The sequence below is a fragment of the Blattabacterium cuenoti genome (assembly GCF_014251575.1).
GTDB classification, from domain to species: domain Bacteria; phylum Bacteroidota; class Bacteroidia; order Flavobacteriales; family Blattabacteriaceae; genus Blattabacterium; species Blattabacterium cuenoti_N.
The window spans coordinates 297,357-318,610 of sequence record NZ_CP059191.1; the positions used below are offsets into that span (position 1 = coordinate 297,357).

Consider the following 21,254-nt stretch of genomic DNA (forward strand, 5'->3'; position numbering starts at 1 on the left):
ATTTTGAAAAAAAACAGTTTTTTTTATAGAAAAAAAAAATATTCTATAGACCCAAATGGAGTAGTCACAAGAAAAAGTCATTCTAATATTGCTTTAATTAAATATTGGGGAAAGCATAAGAATAAAATTCAAATTCCGTTGAATTCGTCTATTAGTTATTCACTGGGAGGAGTATACACGGTAACACGATTAATTTATCATCTGAAAGAAAAAAAAAAAAAGAAATTTCTCCATAAGAGTTTTTCTGTCTGGAAAAGAAAAAACTAGTTTTCTTCCAAAGATTTTGGAGTTTTTTCATAGAATTTCATTTTATTGTTCTTATTTACGAGATTTTAATTTTATTATCAAAACCTATAATACTTTTCCACATAGTAGTGGAATAGCTTCTTCTGCTTCTTCTATGAGTGCTTTAGCATTATGCATTATGGAAATAGAAAAAAAATTAGTTTCTTCTTTAAAAGAAGATTTTTTTTTAAAAAAAGCTTCTTTTTTAGCCAGATTAGGTTCCGGAAGTGCTTGTAGATCTATTTATCCTGGACTTGTTGTCTGGGGATATCATCAATCCATAAAAGGAAGTAATGATCTTTATGCTATTCCATATCCATATAAAGTCCACCCCATTTTTACAAAAATGGTAAATACTATTTTAATAATAGATGAAGAACCTAAAAATATTTTGAGTTCAAAAGGGCATCAGTTAATGAATAACCATCCTTATGCTAGAGAAAAACTTAAATGTGCTAATCAAAATATGGATAGGCTTATATCCATATTAAAAATAGGAGACTTTCAAGAATTTGGAGAATTGATAGAACATGAAGCTTTGACTCTTCATGCCATGATCATGACATCTCGTCCCTATTTTTTATGGATGAAACCAAATACTCTGAACGTTCTTTATACTGTATGGGATTTTAGAATACAAAGCAAGAAAAATATCTATTTTACATTAGATGCAGGTGCAAATGTTCATCTTTTATACCCTATTCAAGAAAAAAAATTAATCCTAAAATGGATATATAGCGATCTTTTTTCTTATTGTAAAAAAATTATAGAAAGTTTTTGTTATTAATTATATTTGTTATTATATATGGTGGACGTAGCTCAGTTGGTTTAGAGCATCAGATTGTGGTTCTGAGGGTCGCCGGTTCGAATCCGGTCGTCCACCCAATTTTTTAATTTAATGCCTTTTTTATTCTTGTGAAGGCTTCTATAATTTTTTCTTCTGAGGAAGCGTAAGAAATACGCAAACATTCATGATTCCCAAAAGCACTACCACTAACGGTAGCTACTTGAGCTTTTTCAAGTAAAAATTCAGAAAAATCATCTGCATTTTGAATCATTTTACCATATAATTTTTTTCCAAAAAAATCTGAAACTTTTGGAAAAATATAAAAAGCTCCATTTGGTTTATTAAATTGAAAACCATCAATTTCTTTGATCAGATCCAAAACTAAGTTTCTTCTTTTTTGAAACTCTTTGATCATATATCCTATTTTACTAGGATCGTTTTTTAATGCAGCAATAGCTGCTCTCTGTGCAATAGAATTAGCACAAGAAGTCATTTGTCCCTGTATTTTATCACAAGATTGAGCAATCCATTCTGGAGCTCCGATATATCCAATTCTCCAACCAGTCATTGAAAAAGCCTTAGAGAGTCCATTTAGTGTGATAACTTGATTATAAATATCAGGAAATATAGCAATACTAGTAGCATGTTCGTCAGAGTAACAAATATGTTCATAAATCTCATCAGAAAGAATCATGATTTTTGGATGTTTTTTAAAAATTTCTGCTAAATCTCTTAATTCTTGATAAGAATAAACACTTCCTGTAGGATTACAAGGAGTACTGAAAATAAATAATTTAGTTTTAGACGTTATTGCTTTTTCTAACTGTTTTGGATGAATCTTAAAATTGTTTTTCATGGTTGTTTGGATTACAACAGGATAAGATTCACATAATTTTACCATTTGTAAATAACTAACCCAATAAGGAGCGGGAATAATGACTTCATCATTTTGATTCAGCAAAGATAAAAGAACATTCATTATAGCTTGTTTTGCTCCAGTAGAAACTACAATTTGATAAGGTGTATATTTTAAATGATTATCACGGTATAATTTTTCGCATATTACTTTTCTAAGTTCTAAATATCCGGATACAGGAGTATAATAATGATAACCTTCATCGATCGCTTGTTTAGCAGCATCTAAAACAAAATTAGGAGGCAAAAAATCTGGTTCTCCCAAACTTAAGTTAATAATGTCATAGCCTTTGTTTTTTAATTCTCTGGCTTTAGCTGACATAGCTATGGTTTGCGAATAAGATATATTCTGCAAACGATGAGACAATCTATTTTTCATAGATATTAGAATTTGAAATGATTACAAATCTAAATAAATTTGGTTATAAATTTATTGATCCATTAATATGGAATTAATTAAAAAATATTTTCCAGATCTATTGAATCAGCAAATCTATAAGTTGTCTTCTTTGAAAAATTTATACGCATATTGGAATTCACATGTGAATTTAATTTCTAGAAAGACATTCTACGATTTTTATCAACAACATGTCCTTTTTTGTTTAGGAATAGCTAAAGTATTTTCTTTTTTTCCTGGATCATGTGTTATGGATTTAGGCACAGGAGGAGGATTTCCTGGAATTCCTTTATCCATAATTTTTCCTCATACAGAATTTATATTAGTCGATTCTATTCGAAAAAAAATTAAAATTATAGAAAAAATCATATATGATCTTCATTTAAAAAATGCACATCCTATTTGTATTCGTGCAGAAAAATTAGAAAATAAGTTTGATTTTGTGGTTACTCGAGCAGTCACAAAAATAGATATCATCCATAATTGGATAAAAAATAAATTTAAATGCAAATCTAATTCTAAAATCAAAAATGGAGCTTTATATCTAAAAGGAGGAAATCTTTATGAGGAATTAAAAAAATTTCCTCATGCAATAGAATATCCTTTAAATCATTATTTTCAAGAACCATTTTTTATAACTAAAAAAGTAATTTGGATTTCCAATATTTAAGAAACCGATTAAAAATGAATCCTAAGAAAATTTTTATAGAAAAAGTAAAAGAAAAAGGAGGATGGGTTAATGCTCATGCTCACTTAGATAGAGCTTATACTCTAACAAAAAAAAATTTCAAATATTCTTATTTTTCCCTAAAAAAAAAATGGTATCTGGTTGATGAAATGAAACGTTTAGCTACAGAAGAGGATATTTATATCCGTATGGAAAAAGCTTTGGAATATTTTTTAATGCAAGGAACACAAGCTTTGTGCACCTTTATTGATGTAGATGAAATTATTGAAGATCGAGCCTTGAATGCAGCTCAAAAATTGAAAAATAATTATGAAAATTCCATCCATATTTGTTTCGCTAATCAAGTTCTGAAAGGTGTATTGGACAAAAAGTCAAAATATTGGTTCGATAAATCAGTAGAATTTGTGGATATTATTGGTGGGTTACCCGCCAAAGATTATGGAAAAGAAGATGAACATCTAGATATTTTATTAAAAACAGCTAAAAAAAAGGGTAAAATAGTCCATGTACATGTTGATCAATTTAATACTAGCAAAGAAAAAGAAACCGAAAAATTAGCCAAAAAAACGATTGAACATGGAATGCAAGGAAAAGTAGTAGCTATACATAGTATTTCTTTAGCAGCACATACCAGAGCTTATCGTTATGAAACATATCAATTAATGAAAAAAGCAGATTTAATGGTAATCTCTTGTCCCATTGCTTGGATTGATCATACCAGAAGTGAACGTTTGACTCCTAGCCATAATTCTATCACTCCAGTGGACGAAATGGTTCCTGAAGGGATAATAGTGGCTTTTGGAACAGATAATATTTGTGATATCTACAAACCTTTTTCTGATGGAAATCTATGGATAGAATTACGTGTCATGTTAGAAGCTTGTCATTATTATGATATAGATCATTTAGTCGAAATTGCTACAATAAACGGATTAAAAGTATTAGGATTAGAGGATTGTTAACTTATTTTTTTCCTCCTTTTTCTGGACGCATTTGTGGAAAAAGTAAAACTTCTTGAATAGAGTTTTTTTGAGTAAGTAACATAATTAAACGATCTATTCCAATTCCAATCCCTGCAGTAGGAGGCATTCCAAATTCTAAAGCACGTATAAAATCTTGATCCACTGACATTGATTCATCTTTTGTGTTTTTTTCGGATAACTTCATTTGTTCTCGTAAACGATTAAGTTGATCTATAGGATCATTAAGTTCTGAATAAGCATTGGCAATTTCTTGACCATTGATAATAAGTTCAAAACGTTCTGATAAATTTTTTTTATGACGATGTCTTTTTGTTAAAGGACTCATTTCTACTGGATAATCAATAATGAAAGTAGGATTAATGTAATTCTTTTCGCATTTTTCTTCAAAAATGTTCTCAATCAGTTTAGCTTTACTCATTTTTACATTTTCTTCTATATGCAATTTTTGACATACTTTTCTTAACTCCTCCTTTTCCATTTTTTCTAGATCAAATCCTGTATATTTTTTAATAGAATCCAATATAGAAATACGGGGAAAAGGAATTTGAAAATTAATATGATTATTTTCTTTTTCTTGAAATTTATTCCAGATACACTCCATCAGTTTTTCTGTAAAATTCATCATCCAATAATAGTCTTTATATGCTATATAAAGCTCTAGTACAGTAAATTCTGGATTATGAATCCGATCCATCCCCTCATTTCTGAAATTTCTAGAAAATTCATAGACCCCGTGAAATCCACCAATTATAAGTCTTTTCAAATAAAGTTCATTAGCTATACGTAAATACAATGGAATTCCTAGTGTGTTGTGATAAGTTTCAAAAGGACGAGCTATAGCTCCTCCAGGAATAGATTGTAGAATAGGTGTATCTACTTCTAGATAACCTTTATCATCCAAAAAATTTCTTATTTTCTGGATGATACGAGTACGTTTAAAGAAAATTTCTTTGACATGATCATTTACTATAAGATCTACATAACGCATACGATAACGTTGTTCAGTATTGGAAAAAGCGTCATATGTTTTTTTATTTTTTTTATCTACTTTGACTTGTGGTAATGGTCGTATAGATTTGGATAACAAAGTTAATTTGTGAGCATAGATAGTGATTTCATTCATTTTCGTTTTAAATAAAAAACCTGTCACTCCAATAATATCTCCTATATCTATAAGTTTTTTTAAAAAAATATTGTAAGTATCCTCTTTCCCCATTTTATCCGAGTATAAATGATCTTGAGAAAAGTATATTTGTATACACCCCGTGTAATCTTTGATTTCTCCAAAAGAAGCTTTTCCTAAAATACGCAAACGCATTAAACGTCCGGCTATGCTAATAGTTTCTTTTTCTGTTTCTGTAAAATTTTTCAGTATATTACAAATGGGATCTGTTACATTGTATTCATCTGATGGATAAGGGTTTATTCCTAGTAATTTTAGTTGATCTAATTTTTTTCTGCGTATGATTTGTTGTTCTGATAAATAGGACATAGATTGATTTGTGTATGGAACAAAAATGAACAAAACGAAGGTACATTTGTTTATAATATTATATAAATTTTAAAAAACTATGAAAAAAAAAATACTTTTTTTCGAAGACTTAGGAAAAAAAGAATATGAAGAAACTTGGAAATATCAGAAAAAATTATTTGATGATATTATTCAAAAAAAAGTAAAGAACATTTCTTATCAAAAAGCAGGATATTTTCTATTTGTAGAGCACCCCCATGTATATACTATAGGAAAAAATGGAAAAAAAGATAATCATTTGTTGGTTTCATCAGATTTTTTAGAAAAAATAGATGCAACTTTTTATCAAACAGACAGAGGAGGTGATATCACTTACCATGGACCTGGACAATTGATAGGATATCCCATTCTAAATATGGATTATTTTTTTACGGATATTCATAAATACCTTCGTCTTTTAGAAGAAGTCATTATCCATTTTTTATGGAAAAATTATGGAATCAAGGGAGAACGAAAAAAAGGAAAAACAGGAGTATGGTTTCATGTAAAAAACGGAAAATCAAGAAAAATATGTGCAATAGGAATTAGAATGAGTCGTTGGGTAACCATGCACGGATTTGCTTTAAATGTCAATACCGATTTACGGTATTTCGATTATATTATTCCTTGTGGAATTTACGATCAAGAAGTAACTTCTTTGAAAAAAGAATTAAAAAAGAATGATATCTCTTTTCAAAAGGTAAAACGTATGGTAAAAAAATCTTTTCAAGAGATTTTCGATGTGGAATTCACACCTATGTCAAAAAAATTGGATCAATAAATTCATAATTTATTTATGTATGGGTTCGGCTATCATAATTCCATCTTTGTCTATTTTTGTGATGATTACATCTTGTAATGTGTTTCTATATAATAAATTGTATGAATTAAATGGAATCTTAGTTCTAATATAATTTTCTGTATACCCATATAAATATTCTTGATTTGTAGAATTATTTTCAAATAAAACGGTTTTCTTCGTATGGATTTGCCTTTCGCAAAAAAAACGATATTTTTTGTTTGAAAGATTTCTCAAGATTTGATTCCGTTTCCATTGTATTTTTTGAGATACATGTCCCTGTATAGTGATAGATTTTGTATTTGGTCGAGGAGAATAAGTAAATATGTGCAGAGATGAAATTTCTAATTTTTTCAAAAAATGATAAGTTTCCAAAAAATGTTTATGTGTTTCTCCAGGAAACCCAACAATAACATCTGAACCTATATAAGCATCTGGGATGAAAAATCGTATTTTTTTTACTTTTTCTTGATAAAGTTCTCGTCTATAACGTCTCTGCATTTTTTTCAATATATCGTTGCTTCCAGATTGTAAAGGAATATGAAAATGAGGAACAAAATGTTTGCTTTTAGACAAAAATTCAATACATTCATTTTTCAATAAATTAGGTTCTATAGAAGATAAACGTATTCTTCCTTTTTCTTTGATTTGATCTTCTATAGCTTGTATTAAATCAAAAAATGTATACAAACGACGATTTTCTCCATATATTTTCTTTCCATAATCTCCAATATTGATACCTGTTAAAACTATTTCTTTCACTCCGTTTTGAAAAATAAACCTAATATTTTTCAATATATTTTCCATACTCTCAGAACGAGAGGCTCCTCTTGATATAGGAATAATGCAATAGCTACACTTATAATCACATCCATCCTGGATTTTTAAAAAAGAACGAGTTCTATCTCCAATAGAAAACGATGGAAAATAAACATTTTTTGTCTTTGTATTTGAAATAATTTTTGGGTGATCTTTTTTCAATAATTCTCTATCAAGATAATCTATGATTTTGAATTTTTCGTCAGAACCTAAAACTAGATCAACTCCAACAATAGAAGAAACTTTTTTAGGATTCAGTTGAGCATAACATCCTATTGCTATAATAAAAGCTTGTGAATTTTGATTCATAGCAGAACGTACAATGTGCCTAAATTCAACTTCTGCATTTTCTGTAACAGAACAACTATTGATTACATAAATATCTGCATAACTTTTGAAAGGAACATGTTGATAATATAATTTCGAAAATTTTCTTGCTATAGTAGAGGTCTCTGCGTAATTGAGTTTACACCCCATTGTATAAAATGCTACTTTTTTTTTCATTATTTTTGGTATAATGAAGAAAAGAGAAGAAAGGATCAGATGATCTTTATCTGATCCACTTCTCTAAGATGAAAAATAATCTACAATCCCACTATGACTAGCCTTCATAGCTTTTTTTCCTTTTGTCCAATTTGCTGGGCACACTTCTCCATTTTTTTCATAATATTGAAGAGCATCTATCATACGAATAGCTTCATGAACATTTCTTCCTAAAGGAAAATCATTAATTAAAAAATGTCGTATAATACTTTCTTTATCTATTAAAAACAATCCTCTGTAAGCAATCAGTTCTCCCGTTGCTTCTTTAAATCCTTCATCATGATTGCAAATCCAATCTCCAGACAAAACTCCATAGTTATGAGATATGGTTTTATTAATATCAGAAACAATAGGGTAGGTCACACCAGATATTCCCCCTTTTTCTTTTGGAATCTGCAACCAAGCCCAATGAGATTGTTCTGTGTCCGTAGATACAGCAATAATTTGTACATTTCTAGTCTCAAAATCCTTCATTTTTTCTTGAAATGCATAAATTTCTGTGGGGCATACAAAAGTAAAATCTTTAGGGTAGAAAAAAAGCAAAACATACTTTATTCCATAAAATTGTTCTAAAGTGAAATTTTGTACAATATCTTTTCCATTTAATACCGCACTAGCCGTAAAATTAGGCGCTTTTCTTGAAATTAATGTCTTCATTTTTCGCAAGTTTATATGCACGAATTTACCAAAAAAATTATTATAGAAAAAAATCACACATATCTATGTAACTTTTTATGAATTTCATTTTTTATATTTGTTAAATACATGATTTTTTTGAGAAAAGATTTTTTATCATCATCTTTTGTTAGATGATGATGAATGATTTCTTTTTTAATTAATTTTGAAATATATAAAGATCTATATCTTAATAAAAGATCCATTATATATTGATCTATGTGATCTTCGTGAGAAGAAACTTGTATTCCTTTTTTATCCCATTTGGATAATAAATAAATTTTTTGATTTACTTTATCATTAAATTCATTCAAATGACCTTTTTTTTCCTTTTGTAAACAAATTTTATCAAATATTTCTTGATTCTTATTCAAAGAAAAACGTAAATTCCAATATTTGAAAGTATGCAATATCTCTTCGAAAACTGTTGTGTTGCATTTTTCTTTTTTTATTATTTTATTTCCATGATTTAAAATCAATTGAATCAATTTTTCTTCAAGAATAAGAAGAGTGTTTTGATTCTTTTTTTTACTATGAATTGCTTTAACCTTAGGAAGTATTTTTCTGTTTTTTTTGTTTATTCTTTCCAATTCATGAATTAGAATTTCTTGACGAATTTGTAGCATTTTGGATGCTTCTTGCAAGTATAATTCTTTTTGAAGAACATTGGATATTTTTGAAATACTATTCAAAATGTTTAAAACCAAAAATGATTTTTTAATGGGATCATCTTGATGAAATTTTTCATATATTTTTTGTTTAAAAGAAACAAAATTATAACTTTTTTTCGCTAAAAAATCTCTTAATTGAGAGATAGAATACTTTTTAGATATAGAATCTGGATCTTCTCCGTTAGAAATAAATAATATACGTAAATTCATTCCTTGTTCCAGGATCATATTAATTCCTCTTAAAGAGGCTTGAATTCCAGAACGATCTCCATCATAAAAAAGAACAATATTTTTTGTAAATTTTTTGATCAATAGTATTTGATCGACAGTCAATGAAATTCCAGAAGAAGAAACCACATTTTTGATTCCAGATTGATGTAAAGAAAGAACATCTGTATATCCTTCCACTAAATAACAAAGATCTTCTTTGATAATATTTTTTTTAGATTGATATAATCCATATAGAATTTTACTTTTTTGAAAGATATCGCTTTCGGATGAATTAATATATTTAGAATAACTATAATCAATATTCCTACCACCAAAACCTATCACCCTTCCTGATAAATTATGGATTGGAAACATCACACGTTGACGAAAACAATCAAAAAAATTATTATAATATTTACTGAAAACAGTAACCCCAGATTTTTTGAGATCCCGTATTTTAAATCCTTTTTCTAAGGCTTGTTTTGTAAACAAACTCCAAGAAAGAGGGGCATAACCTAATTCAAATTTATGAATAATTTTCATATTAAAACCTCTTTTTTGAATTAAATAATTGAATCCATTTTTCTGTCCCTCTTTAGTAAAAAACAATTGATTTATGAAAAAACGTTTTGCATAATCTTGTATCAAGTATAATTTTTCATGTTCTTCATGGTCTATTTTACTAAATTTTTCTGTATAATCAATTTTAATATCATATTTTTTAGCAAGATAACATAATGATTCTACATAAGTAGAATGTTCGTGTTCCATAAGAAAAGTAATAATATTTCCACCTTTTCCAGAGCTGAAATCTTTCCATATTTTTTTTGTAGGAGAAACTATAAAAGAAGGTGTTTTTTCATTAGAAAATGGACTAAGTCCTCTATAATTTAGACCACTTTTTTTTAACTCTACAAAATCTCCAATCACATCTTCGATACAAGAAACAGAAAGTATTTTTTTTATAGTTTTTTTAGAAATCATGACAAATCATTATTACAAAATTTCATTCTATGAATAATTTTTTTTGGATTAGAATTAGAAAAAATAGTAGTTCCTGCTACTAATATATCTGCTCCATTTTTGAATAACAAGGAAGCATTTTCTAAATTAATCCCTCCATCAACTTCTATGAGAGCAGAAGAATCTTTTTTTAAAATTAAATCTTTAGTATCTTCTAATTTTTGATATGTTTGTCTAATAAATTTCTGTCCACTAGAACCAGGATTAACACTCATTAATAAAACAAAGTCTATATCTTTAATAAGATCTTGTAAAAGAAAAATCGGAGTATGCGGATTCACAGCTACACCTACCTTCATTCCATATTCCTTAATAGAATAAATAGTTTTGTTTAAGTGAATACAAGCTTCATAATGAACGTGTAAATGATCTGCTCCACAATTTTTAAATTGTTCAATATATAGATATGGTTGTAATATCATTAAATGAACATCTATAGGTTTATTAGCGTATTTTTTTACATATTTAGTAAACAAAGATCCAAAAGAAATATTAGAAACAAAAGAGGTATCCATAATATCAATATGGAACCAATCTGCTTCACTTTCATTCAGCATTTCTATATCACGATGTAAAAAAGCTAAATTAGCTGAAAGTAAGGATGGAGCTATAATTTTTTTCATATTTATATATTTAGATAGGATTTAGAAGCGTAAGCGTTTTCTAGAGATATTTATGAAATCATAGTTTCACTAATTCCAGTATTAGAAAAACCACCGTCATGATACAAATTTTGCATCGTTACTTTTCTTGTTAAATCTGAAAAAAGTGTAATTATATAGTTAGCACAATCTTGTGCTGAAGCGTTTCCTAATGGAGATATTTTTTCTGAAAAAATAAAAAATTTATTAAAACCTTTGATGGCTTTTGCTGCTCTTGTGAGACTAGGAGATTGTGATACAGTATTAACCCTTACCTTTTCTTTGATCCCCCAATGATAACCAAAATTACGTGTAATACTTTCTAAATAAGACTTATAGTCAGACATATCTCCATAATGTGGAAAACTTCGTTGAGAAGCAATATATGTTAGAGCTACAATAGAACCCCACCTATTCATCGCTTTTTTATTCCAAGCCGTTTGCATAATCTTATGATAAGAGACAGCAGATATTTCCCATCCTTTTCTTAAAAACTCATAATTCAAAGATGGATAAGTCAATCCTTTTCGTATATTTATAGACATAGCTATAGAATGCAATAAAAAATCTATTTTTCCTCCAAAATGATCTAATGTTTTTTCAAACAAAATATTAAGATCTGATATGGAAGTGGCGTCTGCTGGAATTACCATAGATTTTGTTTTATGAGATAATTCATGAATTTTTCCAATTCTTAAAGAAGCTGGTGTATTAGTTAGTACAAAAGCCGCTTTTTCTTCATAAGCACGTTCCGCAACCTTCCAAGCAATAGAATTTTCATCCAAGGCACCAAATATAATTCCTTTTTTTCCTTTCAATAGATTGTAATACATAGTTAAAATATTTAACTAAAAATACCTATTTTTTGAATTTAATATTAAAAATGTCCTTTATAACAGGTAAATAATCCAACTTTTCCCATGTAAAAAGTTCTACTTCTTGTTTTTTTGGATTTCCTTCTATATCCAAAAAAAACTTATATACTTTTCTTGGAGTTTTTCCCATATGTCCATACACAGATGTTTCTTCATACATTGGTTGACGCAATTTTAATCTTTTTTCTATAGCATAAGGACGTAAATCAAAAATTTGATTTATATTCGACGCAATTTTTTCATCATCTATCTTTGATTGACCATAGGTATTGACAAAAATACCAATCGGTTCTGAAATTCCTACTGCATAGGATATTTGTATCAGTAATTCATCTGAAATTCCTGCTGCAACAAGGTTTTTAGCTATATGTCTAGCGGCATAAGCACCAGATCTGTCCATTTTAGATGGATCCTTTCCAGAAAAAGCTCCTCCTCCATGAGATCCTCTTCCTCCATAAGTATCCACGATAATCTTTCTTCCAGTCAGTCCAGTATCTCCATGAGGTCCTCCAGTGACAAATTTTCCTGTAGAATTAATGTAATATTTTGTTCTATCTGTAAATAATTTTTTTACATTTTTTGATCGTATGTTATTCTTCACTCTTGGAATCAAAATGTTTATAACATCCTGAACAATACGTTGATGCATTCTTTCTTTCGTATCAAATTCATCATGCTGAGTTGAAATCACTATAGAGTGAATATGCACCGGTACATTTTTGTTCGAATATTCCAAAGTGACTTGCGATTTTGCATCTGGACGTAAGTAAGTCATTTTTTCTCCTTCATTTCGAATCGATGAAAGTTCTCTTAATAGATGATGAGAGATCTCTAATGTTAAAGGCATATAATTTTCAGTCTCTTTCACAGCATAACCAAATACTATACATTGATCTCCAGATACTTGATTTTCTTTTTTTGATCTTTTAATTCCCTCTAATAGATCCAAAGACTGTTCTTGAATAGAAGAAATAATTCCACAAGAATCTGCATTGAATCTATATTCATTTTTGGTATATCCTATTTTTCTAAGGATATTACGAGCTATTTTTTGAACATTCACCCAAGTTTTAGAATTGACTTCTCCAGCTAATATAATTTGTCCAGTGGTCACTAAAGTTTCTATAGCTACTTTTGCATCTGGATCAGACGCTAGAAAATGATCTAATATAGAGTCCGATATTTGGTCTGAAATTTTATCAGGATGACCTTCTGAAACAGATTCGCTGGTAAATAAATAAGCCATTTTTTTAGGACTGAGCTATTTAAATTAATTACCTGATTTGATTTTGAATTTTAATAGATTCCTGATGCAAAAGTTTAAAAACTCTTTCAAGGAATTCTTCAGAAATTCCTAAACTTCTACCTAAATTAATAGATTTATCCATAATATTTTTCCATCTTTCAGGTTGAAAAATAGCTACATCTGAAGATTTTTTTAAAGCTCCTAATTTCTTTGAAATGTTCATTCTTTCTGCTAAAAGAGCGATAATATTTTCATCTAGTTCATCAATGAAAATTCTAAAAGAATCTAAATCTCTTTTACTTTTTTGATCACATTTTTTGTGATCTGTTAATGTTTTTAACATTTCCAAAAGTTTTTCAGGAGTCACTTGTTGTTGAGCATCACTCCAAGCATGATCAGGATCACAATGACTTTCTATCATTAATCCTTCATATTGAAAATGATAAGCTTTTTTTGCTATATCAAAAATTCCTTCTTGATTTCCGCAAATATGTGAGGGATCACATAGAATGGGGATTCTAGGAATAAGATTCCTAAAATTTAACAAAAAATTCCAATTAGGTTGATTACGATATTTAGAGTTTTTGTAGGTATAGAAACCACGGTGTATTACTCCCAATTTTCTAATTCCTTTATTCAACAAACGTTCCAAAGCTCCTATCCATAATTCTATATCAGGATGAATTGGGTTTTTAACCAAAATAATTTTATTATTTTCTCCTTCCAGAGCTTCCGCTATTTCTTGAACCGTGAAAGGACTAGCTGTACTTCTAGCACCTATCCAAAGTACATCTACTTCAAAAGAAACAGCTAATTTAACGTGTTCTGCATTAGCTATTTCTGTAGCTATCATGAATCCAGTATTTTTTTTAACTTTATGAAGCCATTCAAGTCCTTTTTTTCCAATTCCTTCAAAATTATTTGGTTTTGTCCTAGGTTTCCATATTCCTGCCCGAAATACTTGGACATAGGAAGGGTTTAACCGATTGGCTGTTTCTAATATTTGTTGTTCACTTTCTGCACTACAAGGACCAGATATAATTAAAGGTTTATTTAATTTATCAATCCAGGATCTATCTATACTATTATTCAGTTTTTCCATCACAACACATTTAATTTACACATATTTTTTATCTTTTATATTGTTTGCCTTTTTCATATATAGATCTATCTTATGAAATTCTTTATTTATTAAATAATTACGAAATATTTCTAAATAATCAATATAAAAATCTATAGATCGAATCAGATTATCTCTATTAGAAATAAAAATAGGTAACCACGTTTCAGGCTTACTTTTCGCTAAACGAGTGGTTGAATCTAATCCACTTCCCATCATATTATTCAAAATTTTTTCTTCATTTTTAAATTTTTTTAAAACAGTACTAGCTAAAGCAAAAGAGACTACATGAGGTAAATGAGATATGTAAGCAATATATAAATCATGTTCTTTAGAAGTAATATAAATCATCCTCATTTCCATAATAGAATAGATCTTTTTTGCAATAAACATTGCATCTGGATCGCTCAGTTCAGAGTCACAAATAATGCAATTTTTTTTATAAAAAAGATCATAATGAGCTGAAATAGGTCCAGAATTTTCAATTCCTGCAATAGGATGTGTAGCTACAAAACGACTTCTTTTTGGATGAGAAAAAACTCGATTACAAATATCATATTTAGTAGATCCAGTATCTAAAATTACTGTATCTGCACTAATTCTATTAAGGATACTTGGAAGTATTTTTTCTATTCCATCCACGGGGATAGATAAAATAATTACTGAAGATTGCATAATGAGATCCTGCAAAGGAATTATTTCGTCTACAATTCCAAGTTTGACAGCATATGAAGCATTTTCCTCATTCGAATCTGTTCCTATAAATTTATCTCCAAAATTGGATTTTCGCAATCCTAAACCAATGGATCCACCAATTAACCCTAATCCTATAATTCCAATATTCATGAAAAAATTCTATTTTTTGCTTGTTCCAAAATTTTTACTGGACAACACATAGAAAACCTTACATATCCTTTCCCATTATTTCCAAACACACTACCAGGTGTAATAAATATGTGATGGGTTTTAAGAAATTCATCGGACCATATACGATCATTTTTTTCTGGCCCTTTTATTCTTGCCCAAACAAATATTCCGGAACTTTTTTTCGTATATTTTAAGTTTAGATAATCACATATTTCCCATATTATTCTTCTGCGTTGAATATATTCTTTATTAAGTCTTTCAAACCATTTTGAATCATGATTCATAGCTTCGATAGCCCCAATTTGTATGGGATAATACATACCAGAATCCATTTGACTTTTTACTTTTACTATATTTTGAATAAATTCTTTTTTTCCTATTATCATTCCAACACGCCATCCTGGCATATTGTAACTTTTGCTTAATGAATTCAATTCTAAGGCTATATCTTTGGATTCTTTGACATTAAAGATACTTAAAGGACGTTCACTATTCAATATAAAACTATAAGGGTTATCATGAACAAGTAAAATTCGGTTTTTTTTCGCAAAAAGAACAATTTCTTCTAACTTCTCAAAAGTAATTGTTGCCCCCGTAGGCATGTGAGGATAATTGATCCACATAATCTTTACCTTAGTGAGATTCTTTTTTTCTAAAAAGTGAATATCAGGATACCAATTTCCATTCTCATAAAGATTATAATAAATAATTTCTGCTTCCAAAAGCCTTGATATAGATGAATAAGTAGGATATCCAGGATTTGGAATTAGTACCTGATCCCCTTTGTCTAAATAAGACATACTTATATGCATAATTCCTTCCTTAGAACCCATTAATGGCAAAATCTCATTTTTAGGATCTACATGAACTTGATATGCTTTATCATACCAATTAGAAATGGCATTACGCAATTTTTCTATTCCAATATAGCTTTGATAAGCATTCGAATGCTTGAGTTCCGACGCTTTTTTCATTTTATGTATAACTCCTTTTGGAGGAAGTAGATCTGGATTTCCAATTCCCAAATTAATGACTTTGATGCCCTTTTCTTCAAAATGATTAATTTGCTTCATTTTTTCGGAAAAAAAGTATTCCGATATTTGATGCATTTTTTTTGCTGCTACAATCATTAGGATCTAATTCTACCATTTTTATATTCTCCCATAATAGACAATTTATGAAGACAGGGAATTTTTAGGATTCTTTTTTTCATTTTTTCATAATCTTTTATATTATTGAATATAATATCCACATAAAAGGAATATTCCCAAGGTCTTTGTATTATAGGAATAGATTGTATTTTAGTCATATTGATTCCAAGACTAGATATCATACTCAATATCTGAGATAAACTTCCAGTAGTATGCAATATTTTGAATATTAGTGAAGCTTTATTAAAGGAATCATTTTCTTGTTTGCAACTATTTTTAATGATAAAAAATCTAGTAAAATTACTTGTAATAGTTTGTATATTCTTGGAAAGAATTTCTAAACCATATTCTTTAGCCGCATTTTCAGACGCTATGGCTGCTAACCCTTTTTTTTTGCATATAGAAATATATTTAGCGGCAGCAGCTGTATCTGAGTATTCGGATATTTTTATATAAGGATGTGCATCGATAAATAATTCACATTGCAAAATAGCCATAGGATGAGAATAAATCTCTTTAATATCTTCTATATTTTGCCCTGGATAAGCCATTAAATGATGTTGGATGGGCATATACACTTCTCCTACTATTTTCAAATTATATTCAGACAAAAGACTGTAATTAGCCAATATAGTACCCGCTATGGTATTTTCTATAGCCATAACTCCAATATCTACATTGGATTTAGCAACGGAAATAGCTAGTTCCCTGAAAGAAGAACATTCCATCAACTTGTAATTACATCCTTCAAAATATCTGGAAACTGCAGCATGATGAAAACACCCTTTAACCCCTTGTATAGCTATTTTTTTCATGAAACTAAAGAAAGATTGAATTACTTGGAAACCCAGAAAGTTTCATTATCAATCAAGCGGAATGAGACAAATATAATAAATTATTTGATTTAATGCAATTTATTCTTTGATTTTTCAGAATTTACATTAATTCGATTCAAATATGAATTGACAACAAAAAGATTAAAACGGTTAACTTTATATTTTCGTGTTCTACTATTTTATTTTTATGCCAAAAAAAAAATATTCTACAGGATGGAGAAATGAAAACAAGCACCCTTCCCTTTCTGAAGTTTTTTCTTCCGTTCCTGTTCCTCAACAAAAAGGAATATGGAGAAAACTTTTTTCTTTTACTGGTCCAGGACTATTGATTGCTGTAGGATATATGGATCCAGGAAATTGGGCTACAGATATTGCTGGAGGGTCAAAATTTGGTTATATGCTTTTATCCGTTATTTTTATATCCAATTTCTTTGCCATTATTTTGCAACATTTGGCTTTAAAATTAGGAATTGTTAGTGAGAGAGATTTAGCACAAGCTTGTAGGGATCATTATCCACCCTTTATTAGTTTTATATTATGGATTTTATGTGAAATAGCCATTTCTGCTTGTGATTTAGCTGAAATTATTGGTTCTGTGTTAGCCTTAAAACTACTTTTTTGCATTCCCATTACATGGGGTGTATTAATTACAGCTATCGATATTTTAATCATTTTGTTTTTTCAATATAAAGGGTTTAGATATATTGAAAGTGTGGTTGCCGCTTTAATATTTACAATTTTAGTTTGTTTTAGTTTTGAAATTATTAGATCAAAACCGGAAATTTTTTCCATATTGAAAGGCTTTATTCCTAACCCAGAAATAATCAAAAATTCGCAATCTTTTTATATATCTATCGGAATATTAGGAGCTACCGTCATGCCTCACAATCTTTACCTTCACTCAAGTATCATACAAACTAGAGATTATCCACGTACTATTGAAGGGAAAAAAATGGCTATAAAATATGCGACCATAGATAGTACCTTATCTTTATCTCTAGCTTTTTTTATCAATGCGGCTATATTAATTATATCCGCAGCCACTTTTCACAAAGCTGGACATACAGAAGTAGCAGATATTATGCATGCACACAAACTTTTAACTCCTATACTTGGTTCTAGCCTTGCTGGAGTTTTTTTTGCATTAGCTTTGCTAGCATCAGGACAGAATTCTACACTAACTGGAACTTTAGCTGGACAAATAGTCATGGAAGGATTTCTGAATATCAGATTAAAACCTTGGATAAGAAGATTAATCACAAGACTGATAGCTATTGTTCCAGCTATGATCGCTTCTATTGTTTATGGAGAAAAAGGAACAGCTGAATTATTAATAATTAGTCAAATAATTTTATCAGTACAATTAAGTTTCGCTATTGTTCCATTAGTTTATTTCACAGGAGATTCTAAAAAAATGGGATCATTTGTAAATGGACCTATTTTAAAAATATCAGCTTGGTTGATTACTGTCATAGTGATATTTCTAAATTTATTTTTATTATATGATATTTTCCTTTAGTTCTTTTAGGAAGAAGCTAATACTTCAAAATTTAACGTAAACTCGCGTTGTTGATGCAATCGTATATTTGCCTGATGTTTTCCTATTGTTTTAATGATTTTATTTCCAGGAATTCTAATAAATTTTTTATCTATTGAAATTCCTTCTTTATTCAAAATTTTCATGATTTCTTGATTATTAATAGAACCAAAAAGCTTTCCTCCTTTTCCCACTTTAGCTGGTATTTTAATAGTTAATTTTCTTAACTTATTTTCTATTTCTTTTGATTTTTCAATTAGAAAATTTTCTTTTTTAGAACGTTGCTTCAATATTTCACGAGTATTTTTTATAATTCCAGGTAATGCTAAAACAGCATATCCCTTAGGAATTAAATAATTTCTAGCATAACCAGGTTTAACATCTAACTCATCATATTGAAACCCCAAGTTTTCCACATCTTTTTTTAAAAGAATTTTCATTTTTTTTTATCTTAAATCATCTGTAACAAAAGGCAAAAGGCCAATTTGCCTACATCTCTTGATAGCCGCATTTAATTTGTTTTGATTTTTTTGTAAAGTTCCTGTAATACGACGTGGCAAAATTTTACCTTGTGCATTCAGAAATTTAATTAAAAATGTAGGATCCTTATAATCTATATATTTAATATTTCTTTGTTCAAAATAACAATATTTTTTTTCTACTTTGGTTTCTATTTTGATAGGAGATAAGTATCTTAAATCACTATCTGATACTTGTTGTTTTGTTGTATGTTGATGGGATTCCTCTAATATCATAATTCTTCATCTTTTTTTAATAATTTTTTTCTTCTTCTTTCTCCATATTCTATTCCATATTTATTTAATTTAACAGTTAAAAAACGTAAAATACGTTCATCTTGTCTTAATTTTAATTCTAAATCAGAGATTAAATTGGGGATCAACAAAAATTCAAATAAATGATAACAACCACTTTGTTTTTTGTGAATAGGATAAGCTAGTTTTTTTAATCCCCAATGTTCCTGATAAACGATTTTTCCTTTTTTTTGGATTAGATAATTTTCATATTCTTTTGCTGTTCCTTTTGCTTGATCATCAGATAATATAGGAGTGATTATCATGATATTTTCATAATGTTTAAGCATTGAATTCTTTTTTACTAAAATGTAAATCTATATTTTTATGTTCTTTTTTCAAAAAAACATTCTAAATTTTTTCTTTGATTTTATTTATCAATTTTTCTAAGCGTTGTATGCTTTCTTCTTTTCCTAGCATTTCAAAAATCATGAAAATATCAATTCCTTTTAGAACACCGACTAAAGCCAAGCGGAATAATTGCATGATTTTCTGTCTATTTTTTTGATCCTCTTGAAACAATTTTTTCAAATTGACAGACGTAAATTGACTTGTATGAGATAACAATATTTTTGCATTTTCTAATTGATAGATAGATTTTTGATGACAAATTTTATTGAAAAAATTAGATTCATAAGAACTAGGAGAAATAAAAAAATAAAAAGAATGTTCCCATATTTCATGAATGAAATGTATTCTATCAATCGTTATATGGATAATTTTCCACAAATAATCTTTTTTACAAAAAATCGAACGTTTTTTGAGTTCTTCGCAAAGAAATGAAAATATTTCTTCTTTATTTTTTTTCAAATATTTTTTATTGAACCAATTAGCTTTTTTTAGATCAAAATAAACACCAGATTTATTTATTTTTTCTAAAGAAAAAAAATTTATTAATTCTTGTAAAGAAAAAATTTCCCTTTTGATTCCAGGATTCCATCCTAATAAAGCTAACATATTCACGAATGCTTCCGAAAAATAACCTAACTCCCTATATCCTGGAATAATGATTTGAGTATCTGGAACTTTCCATTGAATAGGAAATATAGGATAATCTAATCTATCTGCATTTCTTTTGCTAATTTTTCCTTTTCCATCCTTTTCTAAAATTAAAGGTAAATGTGCAAAATGAGGAGGGCACCAACCAAAAGACCTATACAATAATAGATGCAAGGACATAGATGGAAGCCATTCTTCTCCTCTTAAAACATGAGTGATTTTCATTAGATGATCGTCTATTGTATTAGCTAAATGATAAGTAGCTACTCCATCTGATTTTAACAATATCTTATCGTCTAAATGATCTGTATTTACTATGATATTTCCACGTATGAGATCATACATCTTCAATTTTTCTCCAGGTTGAATTTTAAATCGAATCACATAAGAAGAACAAGATTGTAATTTTGCATGTAATTGTTCTTTCGTCATAGTTAAAGAATTGTCCATATTCATTCGAATTCTATAATTATAAGAAAAAGTTAATCCACGATCGTTATATTCCTTCCTTTTTCTATCAAGATCTGTATCAAAAGCATAATAAGCATATCCTTTTTCTAACAATTTTTTTATATAAAAAAGATAAATATTCAATCTTTCAGATTGATGATAAGGAAAATAAGGACCTCCATAACCTACTCCTTCATCAGGTTCTATATGACACCATTTTAATGTTTCAAGAATATACGATTCAGAATTAGAGACAAATCTTTTTCGATCAGTATCCTCTATTCTAAGAATAAATGTTCCGCCATGTCTTTTAGCAAAAAGATAATTGTATAATGCAGTTCTGATTCCACCTAAATGAAGTGGTCCTGTAGGACTAGGGGCAAAACGAACTCTTACAAAATTTTGTGACATAACA

General features: G+C 28.6%; 20 protein-coding genes, 1 tRNA gene and 1 pseudogene. 6 read left to right on the top strand and 16 right to left on the bottom strand.

The window, feature by feature from the left end:
* Positions 1–3: 3 nt before the first annotated feature.
* Both H0H67_RS01430 and H0H67_RS01435 read left to right on the top strand, forming a co-directional pair.
* Positions 4–1,072: pseudogene (locus H0H67_RS01430) on the top strand (diphosphomevalonate/mevalonate 3,5-bisphosphate decarboxylase family protein).
* Between the two features lie 21 nt (positions 1,073–1,093).
* Positions 1,094–1,168, top strand: a tRNA-His gene (locus tag H0H67_RS01435).
* A 7-nt stretch (positions 1,169–1,175) separates the two neighbouring features.
* On the opposite strand, the gene H0H67_RS01440 is transcribed toward H0H67_RS01435, so the two are convergent.
* Positions 1,176–2,366: a pyridoxal phosphate-dependent aminotransferase gene (locus H0H67_RS01440; protein ID WP_185859563.1), complete on the bottom strand. Its 1,191-nt coding sequence runs from the start codon at positions 2,364–2,366 to the stop codon at positions 1,176–1,178.
* A 67-nt stretch (positions 2,367–2,433) separates the two neighbouring features.
* Between H0H67_RS01440 and rsmG the strand changes: the two genes are divergently transcribed.
* Positions 2,434–3,054 (top strand): 16S rRNA (guanine(527)-N(7))-methyltransferase RsmG, encoded by a 621-nt coding sequence (gene rsmG / locus H0H67_RS01445; RefSeq protein ID WP_185859564.1) that lies wholly within the window; start codon positions 2,434–2,436, stop codon positions 3,052–3,054.
* A 14-nt stretch (positions 3,055–3,068) separates the two neighbouring features.
* Positions 3,069–4,034, top strand: coding sequence for an amidohydrolase family protein (locus tag H0H67_RS01450; RefSeq protein ID WP_185859565.1), 966 nt, complete (start codon positions 3,069–3,071; stop codon positions 4,032–4,034).
* Position 4,035: 1 nt separating this feature from the next.
* Here H0H67_RS01450 and lysS read toward each other — a convergent pair whose 3' ends face one another.
* Positions 4,036–5,547, bottom strand: a complete 1,512-nt coding sequence (lysS, locus tag H0H67_RS01455; protein WP_185859566.1) for a lysine--tRNA ligase — start codon at positions 5,545–5,547, stop codon at positions 4,036–4,038.
* A 79-nt stretch (positions 5,548–5,626) separates the two neighbouring features.
* Between lysS and lipB the strand changes: the two genes are divergently transcribed.
* A complete protein-coding gene (gene lipB / locus H0H67_RS01460) occupies positions 5,627–6,346 on the top strand; it encodes a lipoyl(octanoyl) transferase LipB (protein WP_185859567.1) in 720 nt (239 codons plus the stop codon).
* Between the two features lie 9 nt (positions 6,347–6,355).
* Here the strand turns inward: lipB and mtaB are convergent, their stop codons facing one another.
* The 10 genes from mtaB to H0H67_RS01510 all read right to left on the bottom strand — a co-directional run bounded on the left by mtaB (position 6,356) and on the right by H0H67_RS01510 (position 17,020).
* Complete coding sequence (mtaB, locus tag H0H67_RS01465) at positions 6,356–7,687, bottom strand: tRNA (N(6)-L-threonylcarbamoyladenosine(37)-C(2))-methylthiotransferase MtaB (protein ID WP_394366848.1); 1,332 nt, start codon at positions 7,685–7,687, stop codon at positions 6,356–6,358.
* 63 nt (positions 7,688–7,750) lie between these two features.
* A complete protein-coding gene (locus H0H67_RS01470) occupies positions 7,751–8,383 on the bottom strand; it encodes a peroxiredoxin (RefSeq protein WP_185859568.1) in 633 nt (210 codons plus the stop codon).
* A gap of 53 nt (positions 8,384–8,436) precedes the next feature.
* Positions 8,437–10,266: a DNA primase gene (dnaG, locus tag H0H67_RS01475; protein ID WP_185859569.1), complete on the bottom strand. Its 1,830-nt coding sequence runs from the start codon at positions 10,264–10,266 to the stop codon at positions 8,437–8,439.
* Positions 10,263–10,928, bottom strand: a complete 666-nt coding sequence (gene rpe, locus H0H67_RS01480) for a ribulose-phosphate 3-epimerase (RefSeq protein ID WP_185859570.1) — start codon at positions 10,926–10,928, stop codon at positions 10,263–10,265. Before rpe ends, dnaG begins: the two co-directional genes overlap by 4 nt.
* A gap of 50 nt (positions 10,929–10,978) precedes the next feature.
* On the bottom strand, positions 10,979–11,779 hold the full coding sequence (locus H0H67_RS01485; protein ID WP_185859571.1) for an enoyl-ACP reductase FabI: 801 nt from the start codon (positions 11,777–11,779) through the stop codon (positions 10,979–10,981).
* 25 nt (positions 11,780–11,804) lie between these two features.
* Positions 11,805–13,067: a methionine adenosyltransferase gene (metK, locus tag H0H67_RS01490; protein WP_185859572.1), complete on the bottom strand. Its 1,263-nt coding sequence runs from the start codon at positions 13,065–13,067 to the stop codon at positions 11,805–11,807.
* Between the two features lie 28 nt (positions 13,068–13,095).
* On the bottom strand, positions 13,096–14,169 hold the full coding sequence (locus H0H67_RS01495) for a bifunctional 3-deoxy-7-phosphoheptulonate synthase/chorismate mutase type II (RefSeq protein ID WP_185859573.1): 1,074 nt from the start codon (positions 14,167–14,169) through the stop codon (positions 13,096–13,098).
* Positions 14,170–14,184: 15 nt separating this feature from the next.
* Positions 14,185–15,033, bottom strand: coding sequence for a prephenate dehydrogenase (locus H0H67_RS01500; RefSeq protein ID WP_185859574.1), 849 nt, complete (start codon positions 15,031–15,033; stop codon positions 14,185–14,187).
* Positions 15,030–16,184: a pyridoxal phosphate-dependent aminotransferase gene (locus tag H0H67_RS01505; RefSeq protein WP_185859575.1), complete on the bottom strand. Its 1,155-nt coding sequence runs from the start codon at positions 16,182–16,184 to the stop codon at positions 15,030–15,032. The genes H0H67_RS01500 and H0H67_RS01505 overlap by 4 nt, the downstream gene beginning before the upstream one ends.
* Positions 16,184–17,020: a prephenate dehydratase gene (locus H0H67_RS01510; protein WP_185859576.1), complete on the bottom strand. Its 837-nt coding sequence runs from the start codon at positions 17,018–17,020 to the stop codon at positions 16,184–16,186. The genes H0H67_RS01505 and H0H67_RS01510 overlap by 1 nt, the downstream gene beginning before the upstream one ends.
* A 208-nt stretch (positions 17,021–17,228) precedes the next feature.
* Between H0H67_RS01510 and H0H67_RS01515 the strand changes: the two genes are divergently transcribed.
* On the top strand, positions 17,229–18,560 hold the full coding sequence (locus H0H67_RS01515; RefSeq protein ID WP_185859577.1) for an Nramp family divalent metal transporter: 1,332 nt from the start codon (positions 17,229–17,231) through the stop codon (positions 18,558–18,560).
* 5 nt (positions 18,561–18,565) lie between these two features.
* Here the strand turns inward: H0H67_RS01515 and rplI are convergent, their stop codons facing one another.
* The 4 genes from rplI to gltX form a co-directional block, all read right to left on the bottom strand.
* Positions 18,566–19,018 carry a 50S ribosomal protein L9 gene (gene rplI, locus H0H67_RS01520; RefSeq protein WP_185859578.1) on the bottom strand — a complete coding sequence of 151 codons (453 nt, stop codon included), beginning with the start codon at positions 19,016–19,018 and terminating at the stop codon, positions 18,566–18,568.
* Between the two features lie 6 nt (positions 19,019–19,024).
* On the bottom strand, positions 19,025–19,333 hold the full coding sequence (gene rpsR / locus H0H67_RS01525; protein WP_185859579.1) for a 30S ribosomal protein S18: 309 nt from the start codon (positions 19,331–19,333) through the stop codon (positions 19,025–19,027).
* Positions 19,330–19,680: a 30S ribosomal protein S6 gene (gene rpsF, locus H0H67_RS01530; RefSeq protein WP_185859580.1), complete on the bottom strand. Its 351-nt coding sequence runs from the start codon at positions 19,678–19,680 to the stop codon at positions 19,330–19,332. The genes rpsR and rpsF overlap by 4 nt, the downstream gene beginning before the upstream one ends.
* 61 nt (positions 19,681–19,741) lie before the next feature.
* Entirely contained in the window at positions 19,742–21,250 is a 1,509-nt protein-coding gene (gene gltX, locus H0H67_RS01535; protein WP_185859044.1) for a glutamate--tRNA ligase, read from the bottom strand.
* Positions 21,251–21,254 lie beyond the last annotated feature (4 nt).

Bases quoted from the DNA above. Each gene is read 5' to 3' on its own strand.
- metK (WP_185859572.1), bottom strand. From the start codon at position 13,067: ATGGCTTATTTATTTACCAGCGAATCTGTTTCAGAAGGTCATCCTGAT.
- rsmG (WP_185859564.1), top strand. From the start codon at position 2,434: ATGGAATTAATTAAAAAATATTTTCCAGATCTATTGAATCAGCAAATC.
- H0H67_RS01505 (WP_185859575.1), bottom strand. From the start codon at position 16,184: ATGATTGTAGCAGCAAAAAAAATGCATCAAATATCGGAATACTTTTTT.
- dnaG (WP_185859569.1), bottom strand. From the start codon at position 10,266: ATGATTTCTAAAAAAACTATAAAAAAAATACTTTCTGTTTCTTGTATC.
- H0H67_RS01510 (WP_185859576.1), bottom strand. From the start codon at position 17,020: ATGAAAAAAATAGCTATACAAGGGGTTAAAGGGTGTTTTCATCATGCT.
- H0H67_RS01500 (WP_185859574.1), bottom strand. From the start codon at position 15,033: ATGAATATTGGAATTATAGGATTAGGGTTAATTGGTGGATCCATTGGT.
- rpsF (WP_185859580.1), bottom strand. From the start codon at position 19,680: ATGCTTAAACATTATGAAAATATCATGATAATCACTCCTATATTATCT.
- gltX (WP_185859044.1), bottom strand. From the start codon at position 21,250: ATGTCACAAAATTTTGTAAGAGTTCGTTTTGCCCCTAGTCCTACAGGA.
- H0H67_RS01495 (WP_185859573.1), bottom strand. From the start codon at position 14,169: ATGGAAAAACTGAATAATAGTATAGATAGATCCTGGATTGATAAATTA.
- rplI (WP_185859578.1), bottom strand. From the start codon at position 19,018: ATGAAAATTCTTTTAAAAAAAGATGTGGAAAACTTGGGGTTTCAATAT.
- H0H67_RS01450 (WP_185859565.1), top strand. From the start codon at position 3,069: ATGAATCCTAAGAAAATTTTTATAGAAAAAGTAAAAGAAAAAGGAGGA.
- rpsR (WP_185859579.1), bottom strand. From the start codon at position 19,333: ATGATATTAGAGGAATCCCATCAACATACAACAAAACAACAAGTATCA.
- H0H67_RS01485 (WP_185859571.1), bottom strand. From the start codon at position 11,779: ATGTATTACAATCTATTGAAAGGAAAAAAAGGAATTATATTTGGTGCC.
- H0H67_RS01515 (WP_185859577.1), top strand. From the start codon at position 17,229: ATGCCAAAAAAAAAATATTCTACAGGATGGAGAAATGAAAACAAGCAC.
- lysS (WP_185859566.1), bottom strand. From the start codon at position 5,547: ATGTCCTATTTATCAGAACAACAAATCATACGCAGAAAAAAATTAGAT.
- lipB (WP_185859567.1), top strand. From the start codon at position 5,627: ATGAAAAAAAAAATACTTTTTTTCGAAGACTTAGGAAAAAAAGAATAT.
- rpe (WP_185859570.1), bottom strand. From the start codon at position 10,928: ATGAAAAAAATTATAGCTCCATCCTTACTTTCAGCTAATTTAGCTTTT.
- mtaB (WP_394366848.1), bottom strand. From the start codon at position 7,687: ATGAAAAAAAAAGTAGCATTTTATACAATGGGGTGTAAACTCAATTAC.
- H0H67_RS01470 (WP_185859568.1), bottom strand. From the start codon at position 8,383: ATGAAGACATTAATTTCAAGAAAAGCGCCTAATTTTACGGCTAGTGCG.
- H0H67_RS01440 (WP_185859563.1), bottom strand. From the start codon at position 2,366: ATGAAAAATAGATTGTCTCATCGTTTGCAGAATATATCTTATTCGCAA.